The organism is Phytobacter sp. (assembly GCF_059074235.1).
This window is the reverse complement of sequence record NZ_JCACPZ010000008.1, coordinates 1,301,125-1,315,225: the sequence shown is the minus strand read 5'-3', so window position 1 is coordinate 1,315,225 and position 14,101 is coordinate 1,301,125. Positions and strand designations below refer to the sequence as shown.

Below are 14,101 nucleotides of genomic sequence, written 5' to 3'. Positions count from 1 at the left end.
TATGAAGGGGAGAAGAGATATCAGGAACTTACTGAAACCTTCCTGCCTGAACTGGCAGGAAGGTAACTGCGATTAATGATCGCGTTGTACAGCGATGTGTGCGAGTCCGATGAGGGCTTCCCGCCACGGGGAATCAGGGATAACTTGCAGGGCACTGATCGCCTTATCAGCCTCTTCTTCTGCACGCTGACGCGTCCACTCCAGTGAACCACATTCAGCCATGGCTTCCAGAACAGGTTCTAACAAATGACGCCCATTTCCATTCTCAATGGCTTCACGAATCATGCTCGCCTGTTCCGCAGAACCGTTGTGCATGGCATGAAGAAGCGGCAGTGTTGGCTTACCTTCGTTCAGGTCATCGCCCGTATTTTTACCGAGCGTTTCACCATCGGCGCTGTAATCCAGCAAATCATCGATCAACTGAAATGCCGTGCCCAGATAGCGACCATAATCCTGCAGCGCTTTTTCTTGAGCAGGACTGCAATTCGCCAGCATGCCGGAACACTGCGCTGCAGCTTCAAACAAGCGCGCCGTTTTGCTGTAGATGACGCGCATGTAGTTTTCTTCAGTGATGTTTGGGTCGTTGACGTTCATCAACTGCAGAACTTCACCTTCAGCGATGACGTTGACCGCCTCAGACATGACTTCCAGCACTCTCAGGGAACCGAGGCTGGTCATCATCTGGAACGCGCGCGTATAGATAAAGTCACCGACCAGGACGCTGGCAGCATTGCCAAATGCCGCATTGGCCGTGGCTTTCCCACGCCGCATGTCTGATTCATCCACAACATCGTCGTGCAAGAGTGTTGCCGTGTGGATAAATTCGATTAATGCAGCGATGGTGACATGCGCATTGCCTTCATAGCCCACAGCTCGCGCAGCCAGTACAGCAATCATTGGACGGATGCGTTTGCCGCCTCCGCTGACGATGTAGTAACCCAACTGGTTGATTAACTGAACATCCGAGTTGAGCTGCTGCAGGATTGTCGCATTAACACCCGCCATATCTTGCGCGGTTAACTCATTGATTTTTTCTAAATTCATCGCAAAAGCCGGGCTTTCAGTCCTGTTTACCACATATCAAAATGGGATAACGAAGGGTTACGGGTTAGAATAGTAATGCCAATTGTACTGGAAAAACGCGCCAGATAAACGTTGCCGTACACGTTGTGTTTTTTTTCTTCATGGAGTGATGCTAGCACTTGTCAAAGGCTCGCGTTTTGCGTAATATTCGCGCCCTATTGTGAATATTTATAGCGCGCTCTTAATCATTCATAAGGTGTGCGCAGAAGCGGAGTTTTTTATGTACGCGGTTTTCCAAAGTGGTGGTAAACAACACCGAGTAAGCGAAGGTCAGACCGTTCGCCTGGAAAAGCTGGACATCGCAACTGGCGAAACTATCGAGTTCGCTGAAGTTCTGATGATCGCAAACGGTGAAGAAGTCAAAATCGGCGTTCCTTTCGTTGATGGCGGCGTAATCAAAGCTGAAATCGTTGCTCACGGTCGTGGCGAGAAAGTTAAAATTGTTAAGTTTCGTCGTCGTAAACACTATCGTAAGCAGCAAGGCCATCGTCAGTGGTTCACTGATGTGAAAATCACTGGCATCAGCGCTTAAGACAGGGGAGCAGATTAAATGGCACATAAAAAGGCTGGTGGCTCGACTCGTAACGGTCGTGACTCAGAAGCTAAACGCCTGGGCGTAAAACGCTTTGGTGGCGAAACAGTTCTGGCTGGTAGCATCATCGTTCGTCAACGTGGTACTAAATTCCACGCTGGTTCTAACGTTGGTTGCGGCAAGGACCACACTTTGTTTGCTAAAGCAGACGGTAAAGTGAAATTCGAAGTTAAAGGCCCGAACAACCGCAAATACATCAGCATTGTTGCTGAGTAAGTTTTTCGTGGTCCGGTAACGGATTAAAGCCCCGCAACGTGTTGCGGGGCTTTTTACATTAAAAGTCCGGTGAAATTCTGACAGGGAATACGGGCATGAAACAGCAGGCAGGCATTGGTATTCTTCTGGCACTGACAACAGCGATGTGCTGGGGGGCATTGCCAATTGCGATGAAGCAGGTGCTGGAAGTGATGGAACCCCCTACGGTGGTGTTTTATCGCTTTTTGATGGCGGGTATAGGGCTTGGCACTATTTTAGCCTGCAAGCGTAAGCTTCCTCCATTGCGTATTTTTCGCAAACCCCGATGGTTGCTCTTACTGGCAATCGCAACCGGTGGTTTGTTTGGGAACTTCATCCTTTTTAGTTCCTCCCTGCAATATCTCAGTCCTACAGCTTCGCAGGTCATTGGCCAGCTTTCTCCGGTCGGAATGATGGTAGCAAGCGTCGTTATTTTGAAAGAGAAGATGCGCGGAACGCAGGTTGTAGGTGCCGCGATGCTTCTGTGCGGATTATTGCTGTTTTTTAATACCAGCTTGATAGAAATTTTTACCAGACTGACCGATTACACATGGGGCGTCATTTTTGGTGTGGGTGCCGCAACAGTTTGGGTGAGTTATGGCGTTGCGCAGAAAGTATTATTGCGGCGTCTGGCTTCACAGCAAATTCTCTTTTTGCTGTACACTTTATGTACAATGGCATTGTTGCCACTGGCAAAGCCGGAAGTCGTTTTCCAGCTCAGTAGTTGGCAGGTGGCATGTCTGGTGTTTTGTGGCCTTAACACGCTGGTAGGTTACGGTGCGCTCGCAGAAGCGATGGCGCGCTGGCAAGCAGCCCAGGTGAGTGCGTTAATCACGTTGACTCCCCTGTTTACACTGCTATTTTCAGATTTATTATCAATGGCCTGGCCCGATTTTTTCGCCAGACCGATGTTAAACCTTATCGGTTATCTCGGTGCGTTTGTCGTGGTTGCGGGAGCGATGTTTTCCGCCATTGGTCATCGTCTCTGGGGACGATGGCGTAAGCGTGAAGTGATCGTCACTTTGCCCCGCTCAGGCGAATGAGTAACGGAGAGTAAAATGAAGTTTGTTGATGAAGCGACAATCCTGGTCGTGGCAGGTGATGGTGGCAACGGTTGTGTTAGCTTCCGTCGTGAGAAATACATTCCACATGGCGGTCCTGACGGCGGTGACGGTGGTGACGGTGGTGATGTTTGGCTCGAAGCCGATGAGAACCTGAACACCCTGATTGACTACCGTTTTGAGAAGTCTTTCCGTGCAGAGCGTGGGCAGAACGGCCAGAGCCGTGACTGTACGGGCAAACGCGGCAAGGACGTGACCGTTAAAGTTCCGATGGGAACACGCGTCATTGATCAGGGTACCGGTGAAACCATGGGTGATATGACCCATCACGGTCAGCGTCTGATGGTCGCGAAAGGTGGCTGGCATGGTTTGGGCAATACCCGTTTCAAATCATCCGTTAACCGTACTCCACGTCAAAAAACGATGGGAACGCCGGGCGACAAGCGCGAGCTGGAACTTGAACTGATGCTACTGGCAGATGTGGGTATGTTGGGCATGCCCAATGCCGGTAAGTCGACGTTCATCCGCGCTGTTTCTGCTGCTAAGCCGAAGGTGGCTGACTATCCATTTACGACACTGGTGCCAAGCCTTGGTGTGGTGCGTATGGACAACGAAAAGAGCTTTGTTGTTGCCGATATTCCCGGTTTGATCGAAGGTGCTGCGGAAGGTGCGGGGCTTGGGATTCGCTTCCTGAAACACCTTGAGCGCTGCCGTGTTCTGTTGCACCTGATCGATATTGATCCGATCGACGGTTCTGATCCGGTTGAAAATGCTCGGGTCATCGTGGGTGAGCTGGAAAAATACAGCGAACAATTGGCGGCTAAACCACGCTGGTTAGTTTTCAACAAAATTGACCTGATGGACAAAGAGACCGCTGAAGCTAAAGCAAAAGAGATTGCTGATGCTCTTGGGTGGGAAGGGGAATACTATTTAATTTCTGCTGCCAGCCAACAAGGTGTGAAAGATCTCTGCTGGGATGTGATGACCTTCATCATCGAAAATCCTGTTGTGAAGGCCCAGGATGCGAAGCAGCCTGAGAAAGTCGAATTCATGTGGGATGATTATCATCGCCAGCAGCTCGAAGAAGCTGAAGAAGACGATTTGGACGACGATGACTGGGATGAAGATGACGAAGAAGGCGTCGAATTTATCTACAAGCGTTAATATCGTTATGACGGTGTCGCGTTAAGTGGCACCGTACTCAAAATGAAAGCCGGGTGAGCTATCTGAACAGCTCTCCGGCTTTTTCATTAGTTATTCTGGTAGATATCTTTATAGAGACGGCTTTCGAAACGGACCAGAGGGATACGGCGATTACGCTGATCTGCTGGTTCTACCGCATAACCAGAGAGATATTGCACGAAGGCCATGCGCTGGCCGCTCGACGTCGTAATAAAGCCCGCCAGATTGTACACCCCCTGCAATGAACCTGTCTTGGCAGAGACCTTGCCGTCAACGCCCGCTTCGTGGAGCCCTGCGCGGTATTGCAACGAACCATCATGTCCTGCCAGCGGCAGCATGGAGATGTAATTGAGTTCATTGTCATGCTGGGCGATGTATTGCAACACCTGCATCATGGTGGACGGGGCAATCAGGTTGTGGCGTGATAATCCGGAACCATCTGCAATAATGGTGTTACCGATATCCACGCCGGCCTGCTGACGCAAAATCTGCCTGACGGCATCAGAACCCGCCCGCCAGGTGCCTGGCACACCAAAACGTGCATGACCAATCATCCTGAACACCGTATCAGCAATCATGTTGTCTGATTTTTTCAACATTATTCTGAGCAAATCATGCAACGGGGCGGATTGCGTTGTGGCAATCACTGTTCCGGGTTCGTTGACCTGCGTCTGGCGCAACAGCGTTCCTGAATAGGTGATGCCTGCGTCCTGAAGCTCTGCTTTGAGGATTGCCCCTGCATAGCTGGCTCCGTCCTGAATGGCAAACGCCAGAGGAAGTGGTTCGGTACGCTGCGGTAGGCAACCGGTGAGAGTGAAACGGTTTAGATCACCCGGAACAACATCCAGTTCGCAGTATTGTGCTTCTGAAGAGCCGCGCGCGAGTGTCCGGACCTGACTAAACATATTCACAGGGTAGTAAGACGCGACGCGGATATATGCCAGTTCACCGGCTTTTTGCGCACTGTATAAAGAAATGGAAAAACAGTTTCGGTCCACAATAGCAGCAGCAGGCGGGGCGCTGAAGCACTGTGTCATATCATTCCACGGCCAGCCAGGTGCTTTGTCATGGCTGGCGAAAACCGAGGTGTCGATAAGCACATTGCCATCGATTTGCTGTATCCCCGATTTTTTTAGTTGAGCTACCATATTGCGAATATTCTGGCGTTTTAACGTCGGATCGCCGCCAAATCTGGCAATAAGGTCACCTTTAAGCACACCGCTATTAACGTTACCTTTGGTTTCCAGGGTGGTAGTAAAACGAAAATCTGGGCCCAATTGGAGTAAGGCTGCAAGTGCAGTGATGACTTTTTGTGTACTTGCAGGTAGGGCCATCTGTTTACCGTGATAATCAATCTCCGGTTCCTGTGCCCCTACCTTTTGCACCATTAACGCAAGGTTGGCACCATCAGGAAGCTGATTAATGTATTCGTCGACATTCGCGGCCTGAGCATTCAGGGCTATACTGGTGGTCAATCCGATGAAAAATCTGGAAAATCGCATAATCTCGCGCTAACAACCTGGAAACAAGCCGTCATACTACGGTGCATCGACCCGGAAAGTAAACGATGACCCATAGTGAACTTCCGGTTAAAATACGTATCAAATTGAAAAATTGTCGCTGACCTGGAGCTTTGCCTCCGGGCAGTTTTCTTTTGCTTCTGGCCGGTGGCTGTGTGCCTGATCCGGTCAAACATAGCAATCGGGGTGGAACGATCGCTCCCTACAGGAATGTTTAAGAGGTATATAAATGCAAGCAATTCCGATGACTTTACGTGGTGCCGAAAAACTTCGCGAAGAGCTGGACCATCTGAAATCAGTGCGTCGTCCGGTGATCATTGCCGCCATTGCGGAAGCGCGCGAGCATGGCGATCTTAAAGAAAATGCTGAGTATCACGCCGCGCGTGAGCAGCAAGGTTTTTGTGAAGGTCGCATTAAAGACATCGAAGCGAAATTGTCCAATGCGCAGGTCATCGATATCTCGAAAATCCCGAACAATGGTCGCGTGATCTTTGGCTCTACGGTGACGGTGCTCAATCTTGATAACGATGAAGAGCAAACGTATCGCATCGTGGGCGATGACGAAGCCGATTTTAAGCAGAACCTGATTTCGGTAAATTCTCCTATTGCCCGTGGTCTGGTTGGCAAAGAACAAGACGATGTCGTCAACATTCGCACCCCTGGGGGAGACGTTGAGTTTGAAATTATCAAAGTGGAATATCTTTGATCTCTTCGCAAATTCTAATTGTTGACGTATTGTAAAGAAAAGAAAAAGGCCGCATTGCGGCCTTTTAACAACTCAATGAGCATGGCATTTTGCTCGTCTACTGGCGAAAACCCCTCGTTTTACACAGATTTTGTGTTCAATTAAGGATATCCTTAGCGCGGTAGCGAGATTTTGCGCTCTTTAGCAGGACGATAAAGCACCAGCGTTTTACCGATGACCTGTACATTACAGGCGCCGGTTTCGCGCACGATGGCTTCCACGATCAAGGTTTTATTCTCGCGGTCTTCAGTAGCGATTTTGACCTTGATAAGTTCATGGTGCTCTAACGCTTGTTCGATCTCGGCCAGCACCCCTTCGGTCAAACCATTATTGCCAAGCATAACGACTGGCTTGAGCGGATGTGCCAGACCTTTCAGGTGCTGTTTTTGTTTAGTACTAAGATTCATCGTATATTTTGCTTACGTTGGGATTGAAAACGGGTCATTCTACCGCCATCTCCCTAATATCACCAAATCGCTGCGTGGAATTTTACGTTGCTGTATATGATGAACCCGGACGGAATGTTAAATGACAGGTAAAAAGCGTTCTGCCAGCTCGAGTCGCTGGCTTCAGGAACACTTTAGCGATAAATATGTTCAAGAGGCACAGAAAAAGGGGTTACGTTCCCGTGCCTGGTTTAAACTTGATGAAATACAGCAAAGTGACAAACTTTTTAAGCCGGGAATGACGGTTGTCGATCTCGGTGCGGCACCTGGCGGTTGGTCTCAATACGCTGTGACGCAAATCGGTGGGAACGGACGTATCATCGCTTGCGATCTTCTACCTATGGATCCAATCGTCGGTGTGGACTTCCTCCAGGGCGATTTTCGTGATGAATTAGTCCTGAAAGCGTTACTGGATCGTGTTGGCGACAATAAAGTTCAAGTTGTCATGTCCGATATGGCACCAAACATGAGTGGTACACCGGCAGTCGATATTCCCCGGTCGATGTACCTGGTTGAACTGGCACTGGGAATGTGTAGGGATGTGCTGGCGCCAGGCGGTAGTTTTTTAGTGAAAGTGTTTCAGGGCGAAGGTTTTGATGAGTATCTTAGAGAAATTCGCTCTCTGTTTACGAAAGTGAAAGTTCGTAAGCCGGACTCTTCCCGTGCCCGTTCACGCGAAGTGTACATTGTAGCGACCGGGCGAAAACTATAGTAACCTGACGCTGTTTTTAACACAGTTGTAATATGAGGTTAATCCCTTGAGTGACATGGCGAAAAACCTAATACTCTGGCTGGTCATTGCCGTTGTGCTGATGTCAGTATTCCAGAGCTTTGGGCCCAGCGAGTCTAATGGCCGTAAGGTGGATTACTCTACCTTCCTGCAAGAGGTCAATCAGGACCAGGTTCGCGAAGCGCGTATCAACGGACGTGAGATCAACGTTACCAAGAAAGATAGTAACCGTTACACGACTTACATCCCGGTGAACGATCCGAAACTGCTTGATAACCTTTTGACTAAAAACGTCAAAGTGGTGGGCGAGCCGCCGGAAGAACCTAGCCTGCTGGCTTCAATCTTCATTTCCTGGTTCCCGATGCTGTTGCTGATTGGGGTCTGGATATTCTTTATGCGCCAAATGCAGGGCGGAGGTGGCAAAGGTGCCATGTCGTTCGGCAAGAGTAAGGCGCGTATGCTCACCGAAGATCAGATTAAAACCACTTTCGCTGACGTTGCCGGTTGTGACGAAGCGAAAGAAGAAGTGGGTGAACTGGTTGAATACCTGCGTGAGCCAAGCCGCTTCCAGAAGCTAGGGGGGAAAATCCCTAAAGGCGTTCTGATGGTCGGCCCTCCTGGTACAGGTAAAACGCTGTTGGCGAAAGCCATTGCGGGTGAAGCAAAAGTACCGTTCTTTACTATTTCAGGTTCTGACTTTGTCGAAATGTTCGTCGGCGTGGGCGCATCTCGTGTGCGCGACATGTTTGAGCAAGCGAAAAAAGCAGCACCGTGCATCATCTTCATCGATGAAATCGACGCCGTAGGCCGCCAGCGTGGCGCAGGCCTGGGTGGCGGTCATGATGAACGTGAGCAGACATTGAACCAGATGCTGGTTGAGATGGATGGTTTCGAAGGTAACGAAGGTATTATCGTTATCGCTGCGACTAACCGTCCAGACGTTCTTGACCCTGCGCTGCTGCGTCCAGGCCGTTTCGACCGTCAGGTCGTGGTTGGTCTGCCGGACGTTCGTGGTCGTGAACAGATTCTGAAAGTGCATATGCGCCGTGTACCGCTGTCTCCGGACATTGATGCTGCGATCATTGCGCGTGGTACGCCGGGCTTCTCCGGTGCTGACCTGGCTAACCTGGTCAACGAAGCTGCACTGTTTGCTGCTCGTGGTAACAAACGTGTTGTTTCGATGGTTGAATTCGAGAAAGCGAAAGACAAAATCATGATGGGTGCGGAACGTCGCTCCATGGTGATGACGGAAGCGCAGAAAGAATCCACTGCTTATCATGAAGCAGGCCATGCGATTATTGGTCGCCTGGTGCCGTCACACGATCCGGTGCATAAAGTTACGATTATTCCGCGCGGTCGTGCGCTGGGTGTGACGTTCTTCTTGCCGGAAGGTGATGCGATCAGCGCGAGCCGTCAGAAACTTGAAAGTCAGATTTCCACCCTTTATGGCGGTCGTCTGGCAGAAGAGATTATTTACGGTGTGGATCAGGTCTCTACCGGCGCGTCTAACGATATTAAAGTTGCGACCAATCTGGCGCGTAACATGGTGACCCAATGGGGCTATTCCGACAAACTCGGTCCGCTGCTGTATGCGGAAGAAGAGGGCGAAGTATTCCTGGGCCGCAGCGTCGCGAAAGCGAAACACATGTCAGACGAGACGGCACGCATTATCGACCAGGAAGTGAAAGCGCTTATCGAACGTAATTACGAGCGCGCTCGCACGATTCTGGGCGAAAATATGGACATTCTTCATGCGATGAAAGATGCGCTGATGAAGTATGAAACCATTGATGCACCGCAAATTGACGATCTGATGGCGCGTCGTGATGTTCGCCCGCCGGCTGGCTGGGAAGATCCAGGCACAAGCAATTCTGACAGCAATGGTACTCCTCGCGCGCCACGTCCGGTTGATGAACCGCGTACGCCGAATCCAGGCAATACCATGTCAGAACAGCTGGGTGATAAATAAGTTACCCGCAGTTGATGATCGATTATTCTGACGAAACCCCGGGGCTTATGCTCCGGGGTTTTTCTTTTTTGGCTCACAATAAAAACCAGGTTTAACCATGAAACTTCATGCTCAGGGCAGCACCCTCGATCTTTCTCATCCGCATGTGATGGGGATCCTGAACGTTACACCAGACTCTTTTTCTGATGGTGGAGCGCACAACACGCTGATTGAGGCCGTGAAACACGCTAATTTGATGATCAATGCAGGCGCAACGATTGTTGATATTGGCGGGGAGTCTACCCGCCCTGGTGCTGCGGACGTCAGCGTTGAAGAGGAGCTGGCACGCGTTATCCCTGTCGTGGAGGCCATTGCCCAGCGCTTTGAAGTCTGGATTTCGGTGGATACTTCCAAACCAGAAGTGATTAAAGAGTCAGCCCGGGTTGGAGCACATATCATTAACGACATTCGTTCTTTGAGTGAACCGGGAGCACTGGAAGCGGCTGCACAAACGGGATTACCGGTCTGCCTGATGCATATGCAGGGACAGCCTAAGACCATGCAGGAAGCCCCTCGCTATGAAGATGTATTTGCGGACGTGAACCGTTACTTTATTGACCAGATAGCACGATGTGAGCGGGCGGGTATCTCAAAAGAGAAATTGTTGCTCGACCCGGGATTTGGTTTCGGTAAGAATCTGTCACACAACTACGCGCTGCTTGCTCGCCTGGCTGAATTCCACCATTTCGATCTCCCACTACTTGTGGGGATGTCCCGAAAATCAATGGTGGGACAACTGCTCAATGTGGGGCCTGGTGAACGGTTGAGTGGGAGCCTGGCCTGTGCGGTCATTGCGGCGATGCAAGGCGCACATATTATTCGGGTTCATGATGTGAAAGAGACGGTAGAAGCCATGCGGGTGGTCGAAGCCACATTGTCAGCGAAGGAAAAGAAACGCTATGAGTAATCGTAAATATTTTGGTACCGATGGCATTCGCGGTCGTGTAGGTGATGCTCCGATCACCCCTGATTTTGTTTTAAAACTGGGCTGGGCAGCAGGTAAAGTTCTGGCGCGCCATGGTTCACGCAAGATTATTATTGGCAAAGATACACGTATCTCTGGCTATATGCTTGAATCTGCTTTGGAAGCAGGTCTGGCAGCTGCTGGGCTTTCCGCTTCTTTTACCGGTCCTATGCCGACGCCTGCCGTTGCTTACCTGACCCGTACATTCCGTGCGGAAGCCGGAATTGTCATTTCAGCCTCCCATAACCCTTTCTATGATAATGGCATCAAGTTCTTCTCCATCGACGGCACCAAGCTGCCGGATGCCGTAGAAGAAGCGATTGAAGCAGAAATGGAAAAAGAGCTCACCTGTGTGGATTCTGCCGAGCTGGGTAAAGCCAGCCGTATTGTGGATGCTGCAGGTCGCTATATTGAGTTTTGCAAAGCAACCTTCCCGAACGAGCTGAGCCTCAACGCGCTGAAAATCGTTGTCGATTGTGCCAACGGTGCGACTTACCATATAGCCCCCAGTGTGTTCCGTGAACTTGGCGCGAAAGTTATCGCCATGGGTTGCGAACCTGACGGTGTGAACATCAATGCGGAAGTCGGTGCTACCGATGTACGTGCGCTGCAAGCGCGTGTCATCGCGGAGAGAGCCGATCTGGGAATTGCCTTCGACGGTGATGGTGACCGCGTGATCATGGTCGATCATGAAGGTAATAAGGTTGATGGTGACCAGATTCTTTACATCATCGCCCGTGAAGGCCTTCGTCAGGGACAGCTACGTGGTGGTGCTGTTGGTACGCTGATGAGTAACATGGGTCTGGAGCTGGCATTAAAGCAGCTGGGCATTCCCTTTACTCGTGCGAAAGTCGGTGACCGCTATGTCATGGAAAAAATGCAGGAAAAGGGCTGGCGTATTGGGGCTGAAAACTCCGGGCATGTCATCTTGCTCGATAAAACCACCACCGGCGATGGCATTGTTGCAGGTTTGCAGGTTGTGGCAGCGATGGTGCGCAACCACATGACACTCCACGATCTCTGCAGCGGAATGAAAATGTTCCCACAGATTCTCGTGAACGTACATTACGCAGCCGGAAGTGGCGACCCGCTGGAAGAAGAGTCTGTTAAAGCGGTGACAGCGGAAGTTGAAGCTGCATTGGGTAATCGCGGTCGCGTTCTGCTGCGTAAGTCAGGAACTGAACCGCTCATTCGCGTCATGGTTGAAGGTGAAGATGAAGCGCAGGTTGTTGATTTTGCCAACCGAATTGCAGACGCTGTTAAAGCCGTATAAGCATTGTTAAGTGCCTAAAAAGGCGGCGGTTGCCGCCTTTTTAATGTTCAAAAAGCCTGTTTTTGCTGTTTTTTTCCTCACTTGATACAATGTGCTTAAATTGGCCTTGCGAAGGTCATTCGCTTTGGTTAGTATTCACACCCGCTTCTGGTGGGAATAAATAACAGCCCGCTTTTATTGGTTTGAAGCTCTGATATGCGGCAACACCGCAAGGAACAGGTTGATTATGTACGAAGCTCTTTTAGTTGTTTTCCTTATTGTGGCGATTAGCCTGGTTGGCATGATCATGCTGCAACAAGGTAAAGGCGCTGATATGGGAGCCTCATTTGGTGCAGGCGCTTCTGGTACGCTGTTTGGTTCAAGTGGTTCTGGTAACTTCATGACCCGTACAACAGGTATCTTAGGTACGCTGTTCTTCATCATCAGCCTGGTATTGGGTAACATCAATACCAATAAAACCAATAAAGGAAGTGAATGGGAAACGTTGAATGCACCGGCTAAAACCGAGCAAACTCAACCAGCCGCTCCGGTTCAACCGAGCAGCGATATCCCTAAATAAGAAGTAGTCGTGCTGAGGTGGTGGAATTGGTAGACACGCTACCTTGAGGTGGTAGTGCCCTAACGGGCTTGTGGGTTCGAGTCCCATCCTCAGTACCAATATTCCGAAAGAAAGACGCTGAAAAGCGTCTTTTTTTTCGTTTGTAAGTTGCCTGAATTCATCTTTCGGCAAAGCGCAACGTTACCTGGCTGCCTTGCCCATAGCCATAAGCGATGGATGTGTGGACGGGCTGTAGAAAGAGAAAATACAGTCATTAAAAAGGCGCCATCAGGCGCCTTTTGCATTCAGATGCAGCGATTACTTATCGCTGTTCTCCAGATTCTCAACCTGCGGCAGCCCGTTGCTGCTGGATACAGAGAGCAGGCCATTTTCAGTGTAAGTGAACAGCTTCGCGCGCGTATCGGTAATGTCCAGGTTACGCATAGTCAGCTGACCAATACGATCGTCAGGGGAGAAAACTGAATCACCTTTCTCCATGGTCAGACGTTCTGCCTGATAGGTAAGGTTGTCGGACACGGTGTTCAGGATCGAGTAGTCATTGCCACGACGCAGTTCCAGAGTGACTTCACCGGTAATAGCGCTTGCAACCCAGCGCTGCAGAGCATCACGCAGCATCAATGCCTGCGGATCGAACCAACGGCCTTGATACAGCAATTTGCCCAGTTGGCGACCATGAGAATGATATTGCTCGATAGTATCTTCGTTATGAATACCCGTCAGCAGACGCTCGTAAGCGATATGCAGCAGCGCCATCCCCGGAGCTTCATAGATGCCACGGCTTTTCGCTTCGATGATACGGTTTTCAATCTGATCGCTCATGCCCAGGCCGTGACGTCCACCGATGCGGTTCGCTTCCAGCATCAGTTCCACATCATCAGCGAAGGTCTGACCGTTCAGAGCAACCGGGTGACCGCGCTCAAAACGTACGGTCACTTCTTCAGCCTGGATTTTGACGTTTTCGTCCCAGAACTTCACACCCATGATTGGGTTAACGATTTTTACGCTGGAATTCAGGAACTCCAGGTCTTTTGCTTCGTGCGTTGCACCCAGCATGTTGGAGTCGGTGGAATAGGCTTTTTCGACGGACATTTTGTAGTCGAAACCACAAGCGATCATGAATTCGGACATTTCCTGACGGCCACCCAGCTCATCAATAAAATCGGTGTCCAGCCAGGGTTTGTAGATTTTGAGCTCGGCATTGGTCAGCAGGCCATAGCGATAGAAACGCTCGATATCGTTGCCTTTGTAGGTGCTACCATCACCCCAGATGTTAACGCCATCTTCTTTCATCGCAGCGACAAGCATTGTCCCGGTGACGGCACGTCCCAATGGGGTCGTATTGAAGTAGGTCAGTCCACCTGTTGTGTTGTGGAACGCCCCGCATTGAATCGCAGCAATACCTTCTGCTACCAGTTGCTTACGGCAGTCAATCAGGCGGGCATTCTCCGCGCCATATTCCTTCGCGCGACGAGGAATTGCGTCATAGTCGTCTTCATCCGGTTGGCCCAGATTAGCGGTGTATGCGTAGGGAACCGCCCCTTTTTTGCGCATCCACAGCAGTGCCGCGCTGGTATCCAGTCCACCGGAAAAAGCGATACCGATACGTTGACCTACCGGAAGATGCTTAAGAATCGTCGTCATAAAATAAATCCCTGCTTAATAAACCTATGGTGAGAGACTTAACAGCCACGCCATGATGTTTTA

The 14,101-nt window shown here is 50.3% G+C and carries 14 protein-coding genes and 1 tRNA gene; 11 read left to right on the top strand and 4 right to left on the bottom strand.

The genetic code is table 11. The annotated features are described in order from the left end of the window. Positions 1-72 precede the first annotated feature (72 nt). Positions 73-1,044: an octaprenyl diphosphate synthase gene (gene ispB, locus AC5JPW_RS24130; RefSeq protein WP_494243730.1), complete on the bottom strand. Its 972-nt coding sequence runs from the start codon at positions 1,042-1,044 to the stop codon at positions 73-75. A 259-nt stretch (positions 1,045-1,303) separates the two neighbouring features. On the opposite strand from ispB, the gene rplU reads away from it, so the two are divergent. The 4 genes from rplU to cgtA all read left to right on the top strand — a co-directional run bounded on the left by rplU (position 1,304) and on the right by cgtA (position 4,134). Continuing rightward, complete coding sequence (gene rplU, locus AC5JPW_RS24125) at positions 1,304-1,615, top strand: 50S ribosomal protein L21 (RefSeq protein ID WP_437431722.1); 312 nt, start codon at positions 1,304-1,306, stop codon at positions 1,613-1,615. Between the two features lie 18 nt (positions 1,616-1,633). Next, positions 1,634-1,891, top strand: a complete 258-nt coding sequence (rpmA, locus tag AC5JPW_RS24120; protein ID WP_064541895.1) for a 50S ribosomal protein L27 — start codon at positions 1,634-1,636, stop codon at positions 1,889-1,891. A 95-nt stretch (positions 1,892-1,986) separates the two neighbouring features. Continuing rightward, entirely contained in the window at positions 1,987-2,952 is a 966-nt protein-coding gene (locus AC5JPW_RS24115) for a DMT family transporter (RefSeq protein ID WP_494243728.1), read from the top strand. A gap of 15 nt (positions 2,953-2,967) precedes the next feature. Further along, positions 2,968-4,134, top strand: a complete 1,167-nt coding sequence (gene cgtA / locus AC5JPW_RS24110) for an Obg family GTPase CgtA (protein ID WP_494243726.1) — start codon at positions 2,968-2,970, stop codon at positions 4,132-4,134. Between the two features lie 86 nt (positions 4,135-4,220). Here the strand turns inward: cgtA and dacB are convergent, their stop codons facing one another. Further along, positions 4,221-5,654, bottom strand: a complete 1,434-nt coding sequence (dacB, locus tag AC5JPW_RS24105) for a serine-type D-Ala-D-Ala carboxypeptidase (protein WP_494243724.1) — start codon at positions 5,652-5,654, stop codon at positions 4,221-4,223. Positions 5,655-5,901: 247 nt separating this feature from the next. Here dacB and greA point away from each other — a divergent pair, with 247 nt between their 5' ends. After that, complete coding sequence (gene greA / locus AC5JPW_RS24100; protein WP_437431726.1) at positions 5,902-6,378, top strand: transcription elongation factor GreA; 477 nt, start codon at positions 5,902-5,904, stop codon at positions 6,376-6,378. A 152-nt stretch (positions 6,379-6,530) separates the two neighbouring features. Here the strand turns inward: greA and yhbY are convergent, their stop codons facing one another. Then, positions 6,531-6,824, bottom strand: coding sequence for a ribosome assembly RNA-binding protein YhbY (yhbY, locus tag AC5JPW_RS24095; protein WP_437431727.1), 294 nt, complete (start codon positions 6,822-6,824; stop codon positions 6,531-6,533). 121 nt (positions 6,825-6,945) lie between these two features. Here yhbY and rlmE point away from each other — a divergent pair, with 121 nt between their 5' ends. The 6 genes from rlmE to AC5JPW_RS24065 all read left to right on the top strand — a co-directional run bounded on the left by rlmE (position 6,946) and on the right by AC5JPW_RS24065 (position 12,495). Continuing rightward, positions 6,946-7,575, top strand: coding sequence for a 23S rRNA (uridine(2552)-2'-O)-methyltransferase RlmE (rlmE, locus tag AC5JPW_RS24090; protein ID WP_494243722.1), 630 nt, complete (start codon positions 6,946-6,948; stop codon positions 7,573-7,575). Positions 7,576-7,630: 55 nt separating this feature from the next. Beyond that, positions 7,631-9,562, top strand: a complete 1,932-nt coding sequence (ftsH, locus tag AC5JPW_RS24085) for an ATP-dependent zinc metalloprotease FtsH (protein ID WP_458045614.1) — start codon at positions 7,631-7,633, stop codon at positions 9,560-9,562. 97 nt (positions 9,563-9,659) lie between these two features. Beyond that, complete coding sequence (gene folP / locus AC5JPW_RS24080; RefSeq protein WP_494243720.1) at positions 9,660-10,508, top strand: dihydropteroate synthase; 849 nt, start codon at positions 9,660-9,662, stop codon at positions 10,506-10,508. Beyond that, a complete protein-coding gene (gene glmM / locus AC5JPW_RS24075) occupies positions 10,501-11,838 on the top strand; it encodes a phosphoglucosamine mutase (RefSeq protein ID WP_494243718.1) in 1,338 nt (445 codons plus the stop codon). Before folP ends, glmM begins: the two co-directional genes overlap by 8 nt. A 226-nt stretch (positions 11,839-12,064) precedes the next feature. After that, positions 12,065-12,397: a preprotein translocase subunit SecG gene (gene secG, locus AC5JPW_RS24070; protein ID WP_494243716.1), complete on the top strand. Its 333-nt coding sequence runs from the start codon at positions 12,065-12,067 to the stop codon at positions 12,395-12,397. A gap of 11 nt (positions 12,398-12,408) precedes the next feature. After that, a tRNA-Leu gene (locus AC5JPW_RS24065) sits at positions 12,409-12,495 on the top strand. A gap of 199 nt (positions 12,496-12,694) precedes the next feature. On the opposite strand, the gene argG is transcribed toward AC5JPW_RS24065, so the two are convergent. Then, positions 12,695-14,038, bottom strand: a complete 1,344-nt coding sequence (gene argG / locus AC5JPW_RS24060; RefSeq protein WP_494243714.1) for an argininosuccinate synthase — start codon at positions 14,036-14,038, stop codon at positions 12,695-12,697. Positions 14,039-14,101: the final 63 nt, after the last annotated feature.